This is a genomic window from Acinetobacter sp. SK-43 (assembly GCF_015351505.1).
GTDB lineage: Bacteria > Pseudomonadota > Gammaproteobacteria > Pseudomonadales > Moraxellaceae > Acinetobacter > Acinetobacter junii.
Genome location: NZ_JADKPY010000007.1, coordinates 40377 through 60017, shown reverse-complemented (window position 1 = coordinate 60017; position 19641 = coordinate 40377). Strand labels below are relative to the sequence as shown.

Annotated in this window: 15 protein-coding genes; 14 read left to right on the top strand and 1 reads right to left on the bottom strand. The window is 37.4% G+C overall.

Features of this window, described 5'->3' with window-relative positions:
* Positions 1-4 precede the first annotated feature (4 nt).
* The 14 genes from IRT38_RS02720 to galE all read left to right on the top strand — a co-directional run bounded on the left by IRT38_RS02720 (position 5) and on the right by galE (position 18043).
* Entirely contained in the window at positions 5-1210 is a 1206-nt protein-coding gene (locus IRT38_RS02720; protein ID WP_194596898.1) for a lipopolysaccharide biosynthesis protein, read from the top strand.
* Positions 1207-2517: an O-antigen polymerase gene (locus IRT38_RS02715; protein ID WP_194596897.1), complete on the top strand. Its 1311-nt coding sequence runs from the start codon at positions 1207-1209 to the stop codon at positions 2515-2517. Before IRT38_RS02720 ends, IRT38_RS02715 begins: the two co-directional genes overlap by 4 nt.
* The gene (locus IRT38_RS02710; RefSeq protein WP_194596896.1) at positions 2518-3486 is read left to right on the top strand and encodes a glycosyltransferase; all 969 of its coding nucleotides are present in this window, start codon (positions 2518-2520) and stop codon (positions 3484-3486) included.
* Entirely contained in the window at positions 3486-5624 is a 2139-nt protein-coding gene (locus IRT38_RS02705) for a bi-domain-containing oxidoreductase (RefSeq protein ID WP_129261141.1), read from the top strand. The genes IRT38_RS02710 and IRT38_RS02705 overlap by 1 nt, the downstream gene beginning before the upstream one ends.
* The gene (locus IRT38_RS02700; RefSeq protein ID WP_194596895.1) at positions 5621-7435 is read left to right on the top strand and encodes a heparinase II/III family protein; all 1815 of its coding nucleotides are present in this window, start codon (positions 5621-5623) and stop codon (positions 7433-7435) included. The genes IRT38_RS02705 and IRT38_RS02700 overlap by 4 nt, the downstream gene beginning before the upstream one ends.
* Entirely contained in the window at positions 7432-8643 is a 1212-nt protein-coding gene (locus IRT38_RS02695; RefSeq protein ID WP_194596894.1) for a glycosyltransferase family 4 protein, read from the top strand. The genes IRT38_RS02700 and IRT38_RS02695 overlap by 4 nt, the downstream gene beginning before the upstream one ends.
* 1 nt (position 8644) lies before the next feature.
* Positions 8645-9256: a sugar transferase gene (locus tag IRT38_RS02690; RefSeq protein WP_194596893.1), complete on the top strand. Its 612-nt coding sequence runs from the start codon at positions 8645-8647 to the stop codon at positions 9254-9256.
* Entirely contained in the window at positions 9253-9903 is a 651-nt protein-coding gene (locus IRT38_RS02685; protein ID WP_194596892.1) for an acetyltransferase, read from the top strand. Before IRT38_RS02690 ends, IRT38_RS02685 begins: the two co-directional genes overlap by 4 nt.
* 101 nt (positions 9904-10004) lie before the next feature.
* Entirely contained in the window at positions 10005-11177 is a 1173-nt protein-coding gene (locus IRT38_RS02680; protein WP_194596891.1) for a DegT/DnrJ/EryC1/StrS family aminotransferase, read from the top strand.
* A gap of 141 nt (positions 11178-11318) precedes the next feature.
* A complete protein-coding gene (locus tag IRT38_RS02675; protein ID WP_194596890.1) occupies positions 11319-13193 on the top strand; it encodes a polysaccharide biosynthesis protein in 1875 nt (624 codons plus the stop codon).
* A 13-nt stretch (positions 13194-13206) separates the two neighbouring features.
* Entirely contained in the window at positions 13207-14082 is an 876-nt protein-coding gene (gene galU, locus IRT38_RS02670; protein ID WP_194596889.1) for a UTP--glucose-1-phosphate uridylyltransferase GalU, read from the top strand.
* A gap of 16 nt (positions 14083-14098) precedes the next feature.
* Positions 14099-15358 carry a nucleotide sugar dehydrogenase gene (locus IRT38_RS02665; RefSeq protein ID WP_194596888.1) on the top strand — a complete coding sequence of 420 codons (1260 nt, stop codon included), beginning with the start codon at positions 14099-14101 and terminating at the stop codon, positions 15356-15358.
* Positions 15359-15360: 2 nt separating this feature from the next.
* A complete protein-coding gene (gene pgi / locus IRT38_RS02660) occupies positions 15361-17034 on the top strand; it encodes a glucose-6-phosphate isomerase (protein WP_409514085.1) in 1674 nt (557 codons plus the stop codon).
* Positions 17027-18043 carry a UDP-glucose 4-epimerase GalE gene (galE, locus tag IRT38_RS02655; RefSeq protein ID WP_194596887.1) on the top strand — a complete coding sequence of 339 codons (1017 nt, stop codon included), beginning with the start codon at positions 17027-17029 and terminating at the stop codon, positions 18041-18043. The genes pgi and galE overlap by 8 nt, the downstream gene beginning before the upstream one ends.
* A 53-nt stretch (positions 18044-18096) precedes the next feature.
* Here galE and IRT38_RS02650 read toward each other — a convergent pair whose 3' ends face one another.
* Positions 18097-19467 (bottom strand): phosphomannomutase CpsG, encoded by a 1371-nt coding sequence (locus IRT38_RS02650; protein WP_194596918.1) that lies wholly within the window; start codon positions 19465-19467, stop codon positions 18097-18099.
* Between the last annotated feature and the right edge of the window lie 174 nt (positions 19468-19641).

The window sequence follows — 19641 nt, the reverse complement described above, 5'->3', positions numbered from 1 at the left end:
GTTTATGAAGATTCTATCCAAGCTTATAGCCGGTGGGGTAATTGTACAGATACTGGTAGCAGTATCTGTTGTGATTTCATCACGACTTTATAAACCAGAAGTATTTGGTGAGTTAGGTTGGTATCTAAGTTTTGCCTCAGTATTTGCAATTGTAGCTGCGATGCGATTTGATTATATTGTGCTCAGTGATAGAGTTTGTGCAGAAGAAAAAAATGAATTTTTCTCTAATGCTATAGTTGTAAGTATCTTAACTTTCTTTTTATTGTGTATAGGCGTTGTTATTGCTAACAATGTCTTTCATTTTAAGTATAATATTATTTATTTGTTGTTATTCTGCCTGAGTCTAAGTTTTTTTAATTTATTGAGTCAATATCTTATATTAATAAAGGATTACAATAAATTTATTTTTTATAAAACAAATCAATTGCTTCTTCAAATTGTAATGATTGTAGGTTTTTATTATGTTTTTCATGAAAATGGACTATTGTTAGCCAATATTTTGCCTCAGTTAATAATTTCTATTCTATTCTTTTTGTTTATTAGGAAATCCTTATCATTTAAGTTGAATAATTTCATCCCTTTTTTTTATAAAAACTATAAGGAAGGTTTTAAGAACTCCTTTCTCACTTTTATACAATATTCAACTCCTGTGATACCAGTTTTGTTTGGTGGATATGTTTTTGACAAGAGTCAAATTGGTGCATATTTTTTATTTTCTCAAACAATGGCTGTTCCATTTTCATTGATAAGAAGAAATGTATTGATACTTTTTAATGGTGAATACAGTGATGCGAAAAAAATTAAAGAGCTTTTTGAAAGTGTATTGACGGCAAGAAATTTTATTATTGTCTTAATGTCTTTTGCATGCTTTTTAGTTTTTTTAGTGTTTTGCTCAAGTTATATAATAATGATATTTTTTGGCCGTGAATGGTTGGAATTCTCATGGTTGCTGTCCCTTTTGTTTATATACTACTTTTTTGATGCTTTGCTTCAACCTTTAACTACATTATATCCATTATGGGGCAAGGTTAATAAAGCTCTAGGTTTTGAATTAGTTAGATTTGCTTCTGTTGCTATAGTTTTGCCTTTAGTAGTTTTCTTTGCAAAGTTATCTTTTTCAAGTTTTGTGATTTTATTTTTGATAATTATGCTGCTCATTTATGTTGTAAATTTTTATAGCATTTTAAAGTATGTTAAGAGGTTGAAATGAATAGATTAGCATTTATTTGGGGGGTCATTTCACTTGTTATGATATGTCTACTATGGCTACTCATAAGTTTAGAGAGTTTAGATCTTTTTGTAAGTGTTGCTCTTATTTCTATTGTTTTGCTATCGCTGTTTCAGATTAAGAAAAGTGGAATTCTTTCACCGAGCACAATTGTTTTTGTTACTGCATTGCCATATTTTTTGACTGCAATCTTTAACTCATTTATTTATAGAGATTATAGTTATTTACTTGAAAGAACTAATGCAAGCTTAATTTTTTATACGTTTGTTTTTTTGGGGTCTTTTATTTTTTTTGATTCATATTTAAGTAAAGTGAAAATTCCAGAATTAAATTTTAGAAAAAGATTGAGTTTAAATGCAGTTTTTTTATTTTATAGTATTATCGTTTTTGTATATATAAGCATGGTTGCAACGCTTTTTTCACTAGATATTGGTGCTGTTTCTCGTGCAGATATTTATAAATCTAAATCCACTCTTTTTGATGTTTATAAACTTTTTGTTTATTCTTTTTCTGTATTTTATATTTGGTTTATTGTTAGTGTTGAGCAGAATAATGGGAGGGCTTTGGTTTTTTGGTTGTTACCATTAATTTTATTCTCTGCTACGGATATTTTAATCCTAGGTGATAGGAAATTAGCAATAATTTTATTCGTTATTTGTGCATTTGCTGTTAATGTGCAAAAGCGTATTAATCCAATTTATATTGGATATGGGTTTGTATTCGGCTTATTAATGTGGGTTTATGGGTATTTGAGGAATACGAGCTTTTCTGAGTGGGGTGCTATCTTAAGTGAACTCGATTATGGAACAGCCTTTAGTCCTGATAAATCTGAATTTGGTGCTTTTAGTATTGTTTGGAATGACTATTTCTCTAGATACTCTTCAGTCCAAATGCAGCCTACTTATCTGGAAACATTTGCACAGATCGTTCCTACATTTATTTTTCCTAGTAGGCCTATTTCACCATCAGTTAACTTCGTGAAAGAGTTTTATCCAGATATTTATAATTCGGGTGGTGGTTTGGCTTTTAATGCCATTCTTGAATCTATGATGAATTTTAATATTTTCGGCCCTATCGCTTTTGCTTTTTTAATCGTGTTCTTTTCTAAGTTTTATAATAAGTCTCATTTTGGGGTTTTGTTAGGAGCAATATACATATTCTGTTTTTCCTTTACTCTCAGAAACGATATGATTAGTAATTTTAGAACTTTTTTTATTCTTAGTGTTGTTATTTCAATGTGTATTTTAATTTTTTGTAGAGTTGGAAAGTCTAGAGCAGGTGGGAATTAAGTGGATAAAATATTTTTTATTGGTAAACTTCCATCGCCCATAGGTGGTGTTACGGTTTTTAACCAACGCAAACTAGAGCAGCTAAGTAATAATACTAAAAATGCTAAAATTGTTTTACTTGAACCATGTAAGAAAAATATTTTAAAGATAGTTACGGCTTTAAGATCTAAAGAAATTAAACATTTAAGTGCTTCTAATTTTATATTGATTTTATTGGCATGTTTTTTTGCACGATATGGAACTGTAGTATTTTATGATCATAATTCTAGTAGGCACTTTCTTTCTTTAGTAGGATGGAAAAAGAAAGTTTATTTAAAGTTTTTCCTTAAGTGTAAAAATATTATGTTAGTAAATGAACATCTTAAGGAAAATTATAAAGTATTTAATAGATTTCAAGATATTAATCATAAGTTTGAAACAGTTTCTGCATTTTTGCCTCCTGCAAAAGCCGAATTGAAAGATATTTTACATACATATGATCCAATGCTGTTGGAGTTATATAAGACAACATTAAAAAATCAGCAAAGGAAAATTATATTAACTAGTGCATTTCAGCCAAATTTAGATGCTAAGGGAGCTGATATTTATACATTAGGTTCTTTAATAGATATTTTTGCGAAACTAGCACCAAAATATAAACATGATTATTTCCTTATTGCTATTGCAAGTTATCCAGAAACTAGTTTTAGCCAAGAAATAAGAGCAAAGGTGCGTTCACTTACTGGGAAATATGACAATCTTATCTTCTTAGAGGACGATAAGAAAATCTGGCCACTTCTACAGGTGACGAAATTATTTATTCGCGCAACAACAACTGACGGTGATTCTGTTAGTTTAAGGGAAGCATTATATTTTGGTGCTCCCGTTTTAGCATCAGATGTTGTACCTAGACCAGATGGTGTTATGTTGTTTAATTTAGAAAAAGATGATCTTAGTCAAAAAGTTGATGAATATTTAGGAAGTTATTAATGAAACAAATTCTTCAAGATATGGCAAATGGTGGTACGACTGTGACCGAAGCTCCAGTACCACAATGTTCAAAAGGTCATTTACTGATTTCCACAACAACATCGCTTATTTCTGCTGGTACAGAACGTATGTTAGTTGGATTTGGTAAAGCATCTCTAATTGATAAAGCGCGTCAACAACCAGAAAAAGTAAAAATGGTACTAGAAAAGGTACAAACAGATGGCTTATTAACAACTTACGATGCTGTAAAGTCTAAGCTTGCTCAACCACTTGCATTAGGATATTGCAATGTGGGTATCGTACATGAAGTAGGTGCAAATGTAGATGATTTCCAAGTTGGAGATCGTGTTGTATCAAATGGTCCCCATGCTGATATGGTGAAAGTACCTAAAAACCTTTGTGCAAAAATTCCAGATAATGTCAGTGATGAATCTGCTTCTTTTGCTGTCGTTGCAAGTATTGGCTTGCAAGGTATCCGTCTTGCTCAACCAACTTTGGGCGAAAGCTTTGTCGTGACAGGTGCGGGCCTGATTGGTCTACTTACCATTCAGATGCTAAGAGCAAATGGCTGTCGCGTTCTCGCTATTGATTTCGACCAAAGTAAATTAGATTTGGCAAAACAATTCGGTGCAGAGATCTGTAATCCTGGCAAAGGAGAAGATCCAGTGGCTGTCGGTCTAGCATTTAGCCGTGGTGCGGGTGTAGATGGTGTCATTATTACCGCTTCAACCAAGGTAAGTGATCCTGTTATTCAAGCAGCACGAATGAGTCGAAAACGCGGTCGCATTATTTTAGTTGGTGTAACTGGCTTAGAGTTAAATCGTGCCGATTTTTATGAAAAAGAACTCAGTTTCCAAGTTTCTTGTTCATATGGTCCAGGTCGTTATGATACCGAATATGAAGACAAGGGTAATGACTATCCACTTGGTTTTGTTCGTTGGACAGAGCAACGCAACTTTGTTGCCGTTTTGGATATGATGGCTGCAGGTACTTTAAATGTAGAGCCGTTGATCACGCAACGATTTGAATTTGAAGATGCACCTAAAGCGTATGATGCATTAACGGAAGACAAATCTGGTTTGGGTTTATTGCTTAAATATAACTCTCCAGTCGAGACCCGTTTAGAAAAGCGAGTGGTATTACGTCCAATTTCTATTGAAGCCAAAAATGCTGTCGTTGGTTTTATTGGGGCAGGCAACTATGCTTCACGTGTGTTGATACCAGCTTTCAAAAAAGCATCTTCTCAATTACATACGATCGTAACTTCTGGTGGCATTAATGGGGTTATTCATGGAGAAAAAACAGGATTTGCCGAAGCTTCGACAGATCTGGATGGTTTATTAAATAATAAAGATATTAATACCGTCGCGATTGCGACCCGTCATAATAGCCATGCATACTTTGTAGAAAGAGTTTTATCGGCAGGTAAGAATGTTTTTGTTGAAAAGCCATTGGCTCTGACTGTCGAAGAAATTGAAAAAATTGAAACGATTTACAATCAAAATATCCAGAATAATCAATATGCACGAGTCATGGTGGGCTTCAACCGTCGTTTCTCACCACAAGTGCAAAAAATGAAAACTTTGCTGGATACAGTAAAAGAGCCGAAGAGTTTTATCATGACCATGAATGCAGGTGCGATACCGGCGGATCATTGGACACAAGATAATGCTGTTGGTGGTGGGCGTATCATTGGAGAAGCATGTCACTTTATCGACTTGATGCGCTTCCTAGCAGGTTCAAAAATTGTGTCTATTCAGGCTCGACGTATGGGCGAAACTGATGCAGTACAAATTTTAGAAGATAAAGCTTCAATTACGCTTGGTTTTGAAGATGGGTCATTTGGCACCATTTTCTACTTGGCAAATGGCGCTTCAAGCTTCCCTAAAGAGCGTGTAGAAGTCTTTACAGCAGGTCGAGTATTACAATTAGATAATTTCAGAAAGCTAAAAGCATTTGGCTGGCCTGGATTTAACAAGATGAATCTCTGGCGTCAAGATAAAGGTCAAGATGCTTGTGCTGCAGTCTTTGTAGATAGTATTCGAGATGGAAAAGAAGCACCAATTCCTGCCGATGAAATTTTTGAAGTTGCTAGAGTGACCATTCAGGTTGCCGAAATTTTAAGAGCACAAACATGAGTTTAGTCATGAAAGGTCAAACAGCGCTTGCATTAGGGCTGTTTAATTTGTTCAGAGTGTTTAAATATCGTGTGGGCGTAAAAACAGGTTTGAACCCTGTACAAAAGCTGTCTGCACAATTGCCAACGGGTTGCTTCTTTAATCAGAGTGCACCCACTGGCACAATGAATGTGCCCGTAAACTCAACGTTAACAGCCTTTGGATACCTCAAGTATCCAGTGGCTGGACAGTTGCCCAATTGGTTCTATAGCCCTTTAACCCAACATACCTTTCAAAATACAGAGAAGGCGTGGTATCAAATTCCAGATTTTGATGGAAATGTTGGTGATATTAAAGGCATCTGGGAGGCTTCTCGTTTTGACTGGTTAATCGACCTTGTGCTACACGAGCGTCAAATGAGAGATGGGCAAGCATTGCTTCAACTTGATTTATGGTTGAATGATTGGTGTGAGAAGAACCCTGCTTATTTTGGGCCGAATTGGAAATGTGGGCAGGAAGCATCCATCCGTGTCATGCATATCATTACTGCACTCATTGGTTTAGAGCAAGAGCAGCATCCACATGACAATGTCTGTGCACTTATCGAGGCACATTTAAAGCGTATTGAACCTACAATTGATTATGCCATTGCTCAGGATAATAATCATGGGACCTCTGAGGCAGCTGCATTGTATATTGGTGGGGCTGTTCTAAATCTTTGGAAACCTAAGCCTCAATATCAGCAATGGCAGGCATTGGGTGAGAAATGGTTGCTGAACCGTGCAAGCAAGCTCATTATGCAAGATGGTGGTTTTAGTCAATATTCGATTAATTACCATCGAGTGATGCTGGATTCTTATTGCTTAGCTGAAATCGTCCGCCAAAAATTTGAATTGAAGCCTTTTTCAGGACAACTATACCGTCAATTGCAGAAAGCGACAGACTGGTTATATGTATTAACCCAAGCTGATGGGGATGTCCCTAATTTAGGTGCCAATGATGGTGCGCGATTGACTCCTGTAAGCCAAACAGATTATCGTGATTTTAGACCAACAGTTCAGTTGGCAAGTACTTTATTCCATCAACATAGTTATTATCCAGAACCAGATTTGTATGATGAAAGTCTAACGTTCTTTCAAATACAAAAATTGAAGCAAGAAAACTTTGAACTACCTTCGCGAAATCAATTTTTTAATGAAAGTGGTTTGATTAGTTCTCAAAATAATAATTTCTTTATTGCGTTCAAATTGCCGAAATTCAAATTTCGTCCAAGTCAATGTGATGCTTTGCATCTAGATGTTTGGTTTAAAGGACAAAACCTTTTACGTGATGGCGGAACTTATAGTTATAATTCCACCGTAGAGGATTTAAATTACTTTTCTGGTGTTGCCAGTCACAATACCGTTGAGTTTGATCAACATCAACAAATGCCGCGTTTAAGTCGCTTTTTATTTGGTGCATGGCTGACACCAAAAGAATTAACGTATAGTGCTAATGAATTTGGTTGTGGTTATGAAGATCATTGGGGTTGTACACACCACCGTAAAATTTCATTAACAGATAACGCAATTAAAATAGCAGATAATATTTCTGGTTTTCAGCAACAGGCGATCTTACGTTGGCGTTTACAGCCAGATCATTGGACTCTTGAGAACAATGTTCTAAGTAATGGTCAAATAGAGATTATTTTAGAGGCTGAGCATCCGATAACTCTTCGTTGGTGCGAAGGAGAGGAGTCTAGGTACTACTATCAAAAGAGCAAAGTGCCTGTTCTAGAAGTGATCGCTACACAAGCGACTACAATTTTTACTGTAATTAAAGATTTAACATGAAAATTTTATATTTCCATCAGCATTTTTCAACACCTAAAGGGTCTGCAGGAATCCGTTCGTATGCTATGGCTCAATCGCTCATTCGTAATGGTCATCAGGTGACGATGGTTTGTGGCTCTTTTGGTGCAGGTCAAACGGGATTAACTCAGCCGTTTAATAAAGGCATGCGACGTGGTATGGTCGATGGGATCGATATTATTGAATTCGAATTGCCTTATTCAAATGCGCTCTCTTTCCTCAAGCGTATTTTAATTTTTTTTAGTTTTGCTTTTAAATCGATCAAAGTTGCTTTAACTGAACAATACGATGTTGTATTTGCGACAACAACGCCATTAACTGCTGGTATTCCAGGTATTTTTGCCAAGTGGTTTCGACGAAAACCATTTGTTTTCGAAGTTAGGGATCTTTGGCCAGAGCTGCCTAAAGCGATGGGGGTGATCAAAAACCCAATAGTTTTATGGATGATGTCTGTGCTTGAATGGACTTCTTATCATTCAGCTGATCGTTTAGTAGGATTGTCTCCAGGTATTGTGGACGGCATTATTAAACGAGGGATTGCTCCTGAAAAAGTAGCCTCTATTCCAAATGGTTGTGATTTAGATATTTTTGCATCTGAGCATCAAGCATGGAGACCTGAGGGCGTTAAACCAACAGATCTTATGGCCATTTTTACTGGGACACATGGCTTGGCAAATGGCCTAAATGCAGTGTTAGACGCAGCAGTTGAATTGAAAAAACGTCAAAGAACGGACATTAAATTGGTTCTGGTTGGTGATGGCATGCAGAAAAAAGCATTGCTTGAACGAGCGATCGAGCTTCAATTGGATAATGTGATTTTTCATGATCCTGTGAATAAAACTAAACTAGCAGGGTTAATGGCCAGTGCAGATATTGGGTTGCAAATTTTAGCCAATGTTCCAGCCTTTTATTATGGAACGTCGCCGAATAAATTTTTTGATTATATTTCAGCAGGCCTACCCGTTTTAAATAATTATCCAGGCTGGTTAGCGGAGTTAATTACTAAAGAACAATGTGGTTTTGCTGTGCCCCCAGAGAATCCTCAAGCGTTTGCTGATGCCTTGGAACAAGCAGCGAATCAGCGCGAACGACTGATTGAAATGGGCAGAAATGGTCAGCAGGTTGCCAGAGAACAGTTTAATCGTTCTATTCTTTCGCAGAAGTTTTCTGATTGGGTCACAGGAGCGTAATATGCTTAAACGTTTACTGGATATCGTTATTGCTTCAATTGCTTTGGTATTGCTTTCACCTTTATATTTTTATGTAGCATATAAGGTAAAAAAGAACTTAGGCTCGCCAGTCTTATTCCGTCAGGTTCGTCCAGGTTTGCATGGTAAACCTTTTGAGATGATTAAATTTCGTACTATGAAAGATGCACTGGATGAACAAGGCAATCCATTACCAGATAGTGAGCGTTTAACACCTTTTGGCAAAATGTTACGTTCGACCAGTCTGGATGAAATGCCTGAGCTTTGGAATGTAATTAAAGGAGATATGAGTGTTGTAGGTCCACGTCCGTTACTGATGGAATATCTACCTTTATACAATAAAGAACAAGCCAAACGTCATGATGTACGTCCAGGTATGACAGGGTATGCACAGGTCAATGGACGTAATGCAATTAGTTGGGAACAAAAGTTTAAACTTGATACTTGGTATGTAGAAAACAGATCACTTTGGTTAGATTTTAAAATTATGTTGCAAACAGTGAAGAAGGTCATTGCTAAAGATGATATCAGTGAAGCTGGCGAGGCAACAATGAGTAAATTTACAGGAACAAATATTAAGGAGTTAGATAAGTGACAGAATTTATTGGTGTATACGGTGCGAGTGGTTTTGGTAAAGAAGTCATGCCATTAGTTCGCCAAAAGTTTCCAAATTTAAAAAAAGAACAATTTGTTTTTATTGATGATGGTCAAGCAGGTGGAAGTCTGAATGGTTATTCTGTTTTAGCCTATACAGATTTTATTAATAACACTGCTAAACATAAGGCTGTAACGATTGCGATAGCAAATAGTACTGTTCGTGAAAAACTAGCTGTGCGTCTAAATGAGGATGGTGTTCAACATTTAGCGATACAAGCAGAAAATACAGTGATTTTAGACGAAGTAGAGATCGGCGAGGGAAGCCTACTTTGCCCATTCACTTGTTTGACATCAAATATTAAAATTGGCAAATTTTTCCACGCTAACATCTATAGTTACGTTGCTCATGACTGTGTAATTGGTGATTACGTCACTTTTGCTCCAGGTGTGAAATGCAATGGTAATATTCATATAGAGGACCATGCCTATATAGGGACTGGTGCGGTTATTAAACAGGGCACACCTGATAAGCCCCTAGTTATCGGAAAAGGTGCAGTTGTTGGGATGGGCGCTGTGGTAACCAAAAGTGTTCCAGCAGGTGTAACAGTAGTCGGCAATCCTGCACGTATATTGGAAAAGAAGTAATACAAACTATATGAAGAAAGTTATTTTTCTCATATAAGTAAAATGATAGCGGAAAAAAAGCATGCCATTTTTGATAATGGTCTATGAGAAGGTAAATTAAGATGTTAAACACTGCATTTGAACCATGGCCAAGTTTTACTCAACAAGAAGCAGATGCCGTATCTAAGGTATTACTTTCAAACAAGGTGAACTATTGGACGGGGCAGGAGTGTCGTGAATTTGAAAAAGAGTTTGCTACATTTGCTGGTACTCAATATGCGGTAGCTTTAGCGAATGGAACGGTTGCATTAGATGTAGCACTTAAGGCATTAGGTATCGGTGCTGGACATGATGTGATTGTGACATCTAGAACTTTTCTTGCTTCAGCTAGTTCAATTGTCACAGCTGGTGCAAATCCTATATTTGCAGATGTTGAGTTAGATTCTCAAAATATTTCGCGACGAACCATTGAAGCTGTTTTGACACCCAATACTAAAGCCATTATCTGCGTGCATTTAGCAGGCTGGATGTGTGACATGGATCCGATTATGCAACTTGCTGAGGAAAAGGGTTTGTATGTTATTGAAGATTGTGCTCAGGCTCATGGTGCTCAATACAAAGGTAAACCTGCAGGATCTATCGGGCACATTTCAGCGTGGTCTTTCTGTCAAGATAAGATTATGACCACAGGTGGTGAAGGTGGTATGGTCACCACTAATGATGAAATACTTTGGAAAAAAATGTGGTCTTATAAAGATCATGGTAAAAGCTATGACAGTGTTTATAGCAAGCAACATCCTCCTGGTTTTAGATGGTTACATGATTCGTTTGGCACAAATTGGCGTATGATGGAAATGCAGGCAGTGATAGGTCGTATTCAACTCACGCATATGGCGGAGTGGACGCGAAAAAGAACTGAAAATGCAGAGCAGATTCTGAAAGCATTTGCTAATTCTCCTTATTTTACAGTTCACTTGCCTTCGACTGACTATGTACATGCACATTATAAATGCTATGTACAAGTCAATTTAGCTGCTTTACCTGAAGGTTGGTCACGTGACCGAATTATGCAAGAGATTAATACACAAAATGTGCCTTGTTTTAGTGGTTCATGCTCAGAGGTGTATTTGGAGCATGCCTTTGACGGAACATCATGGCGTCCTGAACAGCGTTTAGAGAACGCGCAACAACTTGGTGAAACAAGTTTGATGTTCTTGGTACACCCAACACTTAGCAAAGACAGTATAGATAAAACGGTTCAAGCTATTCAAACCGTAAAGAATGCGATTCAATAAGCAAAAACACTTGCAAGAGGGTGATATTGGCTCAAACTCTTGTTTTTTATGATTATGTAATCAGTATGTAAAATTCATTTCTAGTTCATTAAGAAATGAGTATAAGCATCAAACTGTAAAATGGATGATTAGAAGATCATTGTGAAAAAGATTATTCATCAATTCGCCTCAGCACCAAGGCTGTTTAAGCAAACATTTCTTATTTTTCTGGATACTTTAGCTTTTCCAGTGATTTTATGGCTTTGTTATGTCATTCGATTATTTGATTTAGGTGCACAAGTCATACCAGGCATTGAACATGGTGTCCTGTTGGTGAGTTTGATTGCCATCGTCAGTTTAGTCATTACAGGTGTGTATCATTTTATCGTTAGATCATTTAATGAAGTTTTTATTGTTAAATTAGCTCTAGCTGTGGCGATGACGATGATTTCTTTATACGGTCTGAGCAGTTTTACTCATGCATATATTCCAATGTCTATCCCATTTATGTTTGGATTTATGATGTTTACATGGGTTTGGATTAGTCGTGCTTCGATTAGATTCTTAATAAAAGCTTCTTTTTATTCAGAGATTGGTCGTAAGAGAATCGCCATATATGGAGCAGGGGATGCGGGACAACAGATCGCAGCTGCATTAAATCGTTCGGATGATCATTTACCTGTTTTTTTTATTGATGATCATACTTCATTGCAAGGTCAAATTGTTGAAGGACTACGAGTTTACTCTGTAGAAAAAGCATTACAGAGATTTAGCAAAGAACGCGTTGATGAGATTTTATTAGCCATTCCATCTGTTGGCCGAGTTCGTAAAACTGAAATTATTCAGCAGTTTGAATCTGCTCATTTAAAAATTACTGAACTCCCTGGACTTACCCAATTAGTTGATGGTGAAATACGAGTCTCTGATATCCAAGAAGTTGATATTATTGATTTACTTGGTCGAGATCCAGTTCCACCGATTGCACACTTACTATCTAAAAATATACAGAATAAAATTGTGATGGTGACTGGCGCAGGTGGGTCGATTGGTTCAGAACTATGTCGCCAAATTATAAAGAATCAACCTAAAATGTTAGTGCTCTATGAGCTAACAGAATTTGCTCTATACGATATTGATAAAGAGTTAAGACAAGCTGCTAGTTGTCAAATCGTTCCGATATTGGGAACTGTTCAGGACCAACAAAAACTGGAACGAATTATAGAGCAATATCAAGTGCAAACAGTTTATCATGCTGCTGCCTATAAACATGTTCCTTTGGTGGAGTGTAATCCAATTGCAGGTCTAAAAAATAATGCAATTGGCACTGCAAACAGCCTTAATGCTGCTGTCAAAAAAGGCGTTGAAACCTTTGTACTTATTTCTACAGATAAAGCAGTTCGACCAACTAATGTAATGGGCGCTTCCAAGCGTATGGCTGAGCTTTATTGTCAAGCTGTTGCTGAAACTAAGCCTCATACACAAATTAGTATTGTTCGATTTGGTAATGTGCTCGGTTCATCAGGATCAGTAGTCCCTCTGTTTAAGCAACAAATTGCAAAGGGTGGGCCTATTACGGTAACTCATCCAGAAGTCACTCGTTATTTTATGACCATTCCAGAAGCTTCTCAGTTGGTTATTCAGGCTGGTGCTCTAGGATCAGGTGGTGATGTTTTTCTCTTAGATATGGGTGAACCAGTACGTATCCAAGATTTAGCACGACAAATGATTAAACTGAGTGGTTTGAGAGTTCGGGAAACTGGTGAAACTGATGGCGATATCGAAATTGCTTACAGTGGTTTAAGACCTGGTGAGAAGCTATACGAGGAGTTGTTGATTGATCAGGATAATACCGAGTACACAGAGCACACCCGTATTTTACGTTCTTTTGAAAAACATTTTCCATTACATGAAATTCAATCGGTATTCGATAAAATCAACCAGATGACTGCTGTTAAGCAAGATATAGATTGGGCATTAACCCAGTTAGAACATTATGTTGATGGCTATAAACGTAGTGGCGAAGTTCGAGTAAATTAATTAGAGAAAATCTATGATCAAAAAAGCAATTTTGCCTGTTGCAGGGTTAGGTACACGTTTCTTGCCAGCCAGTAAATCGATTCCTAAAGAAATGGTGACTGTTGTAGATCGCCCCGCGATTGAGTATGTTGTTCGAGAGGCCGTTGATGCAGGTATTGAACAGATTATCTTAGTCACGCATTCATCTAAGGCATCTATTGAAAATTATTTTGATCGAAATTTCGAGCTTGAAACGACGCTGGAACAAAAAAAGAAATTTGATTTATTGGAAGAAATTACCGATATATTACCTAAACATATCAGTGTAGTAAGTGTACGCCAACCGCAACCATTAGGTCTGGGGCATGCTGTACTTTGTGCGAAAGATATTGTTGGTGATGAAGCGTTTGCAGTTTTGTTGCCTGATGTCTTGGTTAAAGACCATGCAGTTGAAAATGATTTATCGTTGATGATTCAGCGTTTTCAACAGTCTCAAGCAGCACAAATTATGGTTGAAGCAGTGCCTGATCATTTAGTGGATCAGTATGGCATTGTAGATGTTGCACAATCACCGAATGAAGGTGAAAGCATCATCATGAAAGGTATTGTAGAAAAACCCGCAGTAGGTACAGCACCTTCAAATTTATCCGTTGTTGGGCGTTATATTTTGCCAGCTAAAATCATGCAGTTATTGCAAGATACGCCTAGGGGGGCGGGCAATGAAATACAACTCACTGATGCAATTGCAAGCTTGCAACAACTTGAAGCTGTAGAGGCTTATCGAATGAAAGGCCAAACCTTTGATTGTGGCAGTAAGATTGGTTATCTTAAAGCAGTATTGCACTATGGTATTGAGCATCCAAAGCTAGGTGCTGATTTTAAGGGCTTAATTCGTGAGTTAGCCCTGTAATTTAGGGTTAACGGTTATGAAAATTGCAATATTCGGCAATACTTTATATGCGGGAGTAATGTCCGTACTTTTATCTGAATCTGGACATCAAGTTTTTTGGTGTTCAGATACTCAAAGCAATGAAAATAATTTGCAATATTCATTTCATGATGAGAATGTTAATCAACTATTAGAAAAACAATTAAAGAGCGGCTTTTTGAACTACGCAGCTCTTTCTGAGTTGCCATTAGATATAGATGGGTATTTATTTAGTTTTAACCAAACCCAAGAAACTTTCGTTTATCAGTTGCTCAGTAGGCTAAAGCAGCGAAATATTATCCATCCAAAACTCATGATTAATGCATCTACTTTTGGTCTGCATGGTACTGAAAAGATGCAGAAAATACTTGCAGAGGATGATTGGGTATATTTACCTGACACAATCCAAGAAGGTAATGCTTTGCAGAGCTTAACCCAAGCTAAGCAATTGATCGTGGGCTGTTTGGATCATCGTGCTCAATGCAAAGTAAAAGAGTTATTAAGACCTTTTTTTCCTTTGGAACAGCAATTTTTGTTTATGCCCATCCTAGATGCTGAGTTCACTAAACTTAGCATCTCAGGCATGCTGGCGACCCGTATTAGTTACATAAATGATTTGGCTGTAGTCGCTGAAAAACTTGGAATAGATATCGCCTCTGTACGTCAAGGCATGGCTGCAGACAATCGTATAGGCTCTGCTTATTTATCACCTGGAGCGGGTTTTGGTGGTGAAAATTTTTCCCATGATGTTTTGACATTGGCCAGTACTGTAGCAAATACAGGAGTCAAAAGTCAGTTACTTGCACAAGTTTGGGATATTAATGAGCAGCAAAAAGAGATTTTGTTCCGTAAATTATGGAATTATTATCATGGTGATTTGCAAGGTAAAACAGTTGCAATATGGGGGGCTTCTTTTAAGGAAAATACCTCTAGTATCCAACAATCACCGATCCATCACATGCTAAAAGCACTTTGGGCACAAGGTGTTACAGTTCATTTGCATGATCCACAGGCTTTAGATGAAATTGAAATGATTTATGGGCAACGCTCAGATTTGATTCTCTGTCAAAATCAATATGAAGCTGTTCAGAATGCTCATGCCCTTTGCCTTTTAACGGCGTGGAAACAATATTGGAGCCCCGATTTTAAGCAATTGCAGCAGCTGATGGAGCATCCTTTGATTTTGGATGGCCGTAATATCTATGACCCTCATTATGTGAAAGCACAAGGTTTTGCTTATATAGGCGTGGGGCGTTAATGATGACTCAAGCAAACCAATCTATGTCTTTAATGCAGAAGTCTTCTGCAATCGAAAACTTATCTTCTTTAAAAAATCAATTGATTGATACTCATCTCAATACCTTATTTGCTGAAGATTCAAAGCGTTTTAATCATTTTTCAGTTGAATATGATCAAATTGTTTTAGATTTTAGTAAGCACCGTATCAATCAAAGCATAATAAATGGTTTAGTTGAATTAGCAGATGAGCGAAATTTAGGGCAATCGATTCAGAAATTATTTTCAACAGAGTTGATTAACTATACCGAGCAAAGAGCAGCAATGCATTGGGCATTGCGGCTGCCAAAGGATTCTAGTTTTCAACCCGAAATTACTGAACAAGTACATGTGCAACTTGATCGCATGTATGCCTTAGTAGAAAAGATTCATAGCGGTCAATATCGTGGTGCTACTGGTGAGGTAATTCAAGATGTCGTGAATATTGGTGTTGGCGGTTCAGATTTGGGTCCACTAATGGTGACTCACGCGCTGTCTGATTTTAAAGTGCCAACTGCAAAACCTTTAGCTGTCCACTTTGTCTCTACAATGGATGGTAGCCAGTTATCTGAGCTTTTGCATCAATTGCGACCTGAAACAACGCTATTTATTATTTCATCGAAGTCTTTTGGCACAATTGATACGCTTTCTAATGCACAAACAGTACGTCAATGGCTTGAAAAGGCGTTAGGTTACAATGACAAAATTCTCAAGAATCATTTTATTGGGGTTTCAACTAAACCTGAAAAAATGACGGAATGGGGAATAGCGGCTGATAAACAATTGTTACTTTGGGATTGGGTTGGTGGTCGTTATTCTCTATGGTCTTGTATTGGGTTACCGATCGCATTAACGATCGGAATTCAGGGTTTTAAACAGCTTCTAGCAGGAGCTCATGCGATAGATCAGCATTTCCGAAACACATCATTTGAGCTCAATATTCCTGTTCTGATGGGTTTGTTAGGCGCGTGGAATAATAATTTTCTCGATATCCAAACACATGCTGTTTTGCCATATGATGGTCGCCTTAAATATTTTGCTGCTTATTTACAACAGCTTGAAATGGAGTCTAATGGTAAATCTATTCAACGGGATGGAGAAAAGGTTAGCTTAGCTACTTGCCCAATTGTATGGGGTGAGGTTGGACCCAATGCGCAGCACGCGTTTTATCAATTACTTCACCAAGGAACGCATAAAGTCAGTTGTGATTTTATCGCGCCTGTTAAACGTTATAATTCAAATCAATTTACTTATGCTGAAAATGCGGATGCCTTGATAGAACAGCATCATTTGGCATTATCGAATTGTTTAGCCCAATCACGCCTGTTAGCTTTTGGGAACCAAGCACTTTCTCAAGATGAGTTAAATGAATTACCAAGATATAAACAATATGAAGGTAATCAACCAAGTTCAACGATTTTGTTAAAAGAGCTTAATCCATATAGTTTAGGGATGTTGATAGCAATGTATGAGCATAAGGTGTTCGTACAATCCGTCTTATGGAATATCAATCCTTTTGATCAATGGGGGGTTGAGAAGGGGAAGGAAATTGCTAATCAACTATTACCAATTTTAAATCATGAGATCGATGATATTTCAACATTTGATGCTTCAACGCAGGGTTTACTTCGAATAATACTAGGAAAGATGAATGGCTAAAATATTAGTAACAGGTGGAGCAGGCTATATTGGTTCACACACTTGTGTAGAGTTACTGAATGCGGGTCACGATGTTATTGTTTTTGATAATTTGTCGAATAGCTCCGAAGAATCTCTAAGACGTGTGCAAAAGTTGGCGAATAGATCTTTAGTTTTTGTTCAAGGTGACATTCGTGATGCAAATGCTTTAGATCAGCTTTTTAAAAGTCTTGAGATTGAGGCGGTGATTCATTTTGCAGGTTTGAAAGCCGTTGGGGAAAGTCAGGAAAAACCATTAATTTATTTTGACAATAATATTGCAGGTAGTATTCAGCTTGTAAAAGCTATGGAAAAAGCAGGTATATTTACTCTCGTATTTAGTTCATCAGCAACAGTTTATGATGAGATCAATATATCCCCTTTGAATGAGAATATGCCTACAGGTATACCTAGCAATAATTACGGCTATACGAAGCTTATCGTTGAGCAATTATTACAAAAAATATCCTTAGCTAATCCGAAGTGGTCAATCGCATTACTTCGTTATTTTAATCCCGTTGGTGCACATAAAAGTGGTCAAATTGGCGAAGACCCACAAGGTATTCCAAATAATTTAATGCCGTACGTCACTCAGGTTGCTGTAGGGCGTCGTGAAAAGTTATCAATTTATGGTAATGATTATGATACGGTAGATGGTACTGGTGTTCGAGATTATATCCATGTGGTGGACTTGGCGAATGCCCATCTATGCGCTCTAAATAATCGCCTGTCTAAACATGGCTGTCGTGTTTGGAATATTGGAACAGGAAATGGTTGTTCTGTTTTAGAAGTTAAAGATACTTTTGAGAAAGTAAATGGTGTGTCAGTTGCTTATGAGTTTGCACCACGGCGTTCGGGTGATGTTGCAATATCATTTGCTGATAATACACGGGCAATTACGGAGCTTGGCTGGCAACCGCAATATACTTTGGAAGATATGCTCGCTGATAGTTGGCACTGGCAAAAGAAAAATCCAAATGGATATCAATAATTATCGTTTTGTAGAAACAGGGAGCAATAGCTCCCTATTTCTTAACTCTTCGCTTATCCTTGGATCAAATCTGTCAATTCATCCACATAATTTTGCATAGGTTGCGGATTTTTATCAGCACGACTTTCAATATTTAAGCGTAGTAATGGTTCTGTATTCGATGCGCGGACATTCAAACGCCATGCACCAAAATCAAGGCTAACACCATCTGTACGGTCTACTAATGGATTTTGGTCTGCATAATGATCAAAAATCTTTTGAACCGTTGCTTGTGTGTCTGCTACTTTAAAATTGATTTCGCCGCTACAAGGGAATTTGGCAATCATATTTTCAACGAGTGTCGAGAGTGATTGTTCTGTTTCTGAGAGTAGAGCAATGCTGAGTAACCAAGGAATCATACCGCTATCACAATAAGCAAAGTCACGGAAATAATGATGTGCACTCATTTCTCCACCGTAAACAGCATTGTGTTCACGCATCACATCTTTAATAAAAGCATGTCCAGATTTTGATTGAACTGCGATCCCTTGGTATTGCTCTACGATATCAAAGGTATTCCAAACTAGGCGTGGATCATGCACAATTTTTTCGCCTGATTGCTTGATCAAGAATGCTTGTGCCAATAAGCCAACGATGTAATAGCCTTCTATAAATTGACCTTTTTCATCAAATAGGAAGCAGCGGTCAAAGTCACCATCCCATGCAATGCCCATATCCGCTTTGTGTTCAAGTACAGCAGTACGGGTACTGTCGCGATTCTCGATTAAAATCGGGTTAGGGATGCCATTTGGGAAAGTGCCATCTGCCTCATGGTGAATTTTGATAAATTCAACGGGAATATTGAGTTGTTGGAATTTTTGTTCAATGGCATCAATCACATGACCCGCAGCCCCATTGCCTGCATTTACCACCAGTTTGAGTGGCTTAATTTTTTGTGGGTCGATATATGTTAATAAGTGATCGACAAACTCTGGCAAAATATTATAGTTTTCAGTTGTACCTTTTTGCTCAACTTCTGTAAAAGTACCTGATTCAGCGAGTTCTTGGATGCCTTTTAAGCCTGTATCAGCACTGATTGGACGTGCATTTTCACGAACCAATTTCATGCCATTATAATCCATTGGGTTGTGGCTTGCGGTGACCTCTATCCCACCTTGAACATCAAGATGAAAAGCGCCGAAATAGACTTCTTCAGTGCCCGTCATGCCTAAATCTAGAACATTGACACCCGCATCATTGAGACCTCGAATGGTTGCTTGTTTTAAACCTTCGCTACTCAAACGGATATCACAACCAATCACCACTTTTTTAGGTTGATAGATTTGTCCGTATGCACGACCAATTTTATAGGCGATTTCCTCATTGAGTTCAGTGCCTAGTTTTCCGCGAATATCGTAGGCTTTAAAGCAGGTCAGTTGAGTCATATTTAAAGGTGCTGTTTGTTGTTTATTCATGTGTTGCAGTATACAAATACTGAGCTGAATTGAACATTGAATGATACAGATTTAATCATTTAGCACATTTATGCTTTGCTCTAGTTGTCGGATAAATTTTAGTTTTAATGACGCTGGTTTTGTAAAAATAAAAAAGGTTGTTTC

Excerpts from the sequence above, each read along its gene's own strand:
- IRT38_RS02720 (WP_194596898.1), top strand. The coding sequence starts at position 5 with ATGAAGATTCTATCCAAGCTTATAGCCGGTGGGGTAATTGTACAGATA.
- IRT38_RS02715 (WP_194596897.1), top strand. The coding sequence starts at position 1,207 with ATGAATAGATTAGCATTTATTTGGGGGGTCATTTCACTTGTTATGATA.
- IRT38_RS02705 (WP_129261141.1), top strand. The coding sequence starts at position 3,486 with ATGAAACAAATTCTTCAAGATATGGCAAATGGTGGTACGACTGTGACC.
- IRT38_RS02700 (WP_194596895.1), top strand. The coding sequence starts at position 5,621 with ATGAGTTTAGTCATGAAAGGTCAAACAGCGCTTGCATTAGGGCTGTTT.
- IRT38_RS02695 (WP_194596894.1), top strand. The coding sequence starts at position 7,432 with ATGAAAATTTTATATTTCCATCAGCATTTTTCAACACCTAAAGGGTCT.
- IRT38_RS02690 (WP_194596893.1), top strand. The coding sequence starts at position 8,645 with ATGCTTAAACGTTTACTGGATATCGTTATTGCTTCAATTGCTTTGGTA.
- IRT38_RS02680 (WP_194596891.1), top strand. The coding sequence starts at position 10,005 with ATGTTAAACACTGCATTTGAACCATGGCCAAGTTTTACTCAACAAGAA.
- galU (WP_194596889.1), top strand. The coding sequence starts at position 13,207 with ATGATCAAAAAAGCAATTTTGCCTGTTGCAGGGTTAGGTACACGTTTC.
- IRT38_RS02665 (WP_194596888.1), top strand. The coding sequence starts at position 14,099 with ATGAAAATTGCAATATTCGGCAATACTTTATATGCGGGAGTAATGTCC.
- pgi (WP_409514085.1), top strand. The coding sequence starts at position 15,361 with ATGACTCAAGCAAACCAATCTATGTCTTTAATGCAGAAGTCTTCTGCA.
- galE (WP_194596887.1), top strand. The coding sequence starts at position 17,027 with ATGGCTAAAATATTAGTAACAGGTGGAGCAGGCTATATTGGTTCACAC.
- IRT38_RS02650 (WP_194596918.1), bottom strand. The coding sequence starts at position 19,467 with ATGACTCAACTGACCTGCTTTAAAGCCTACGATATTCGCGGAAAACTA.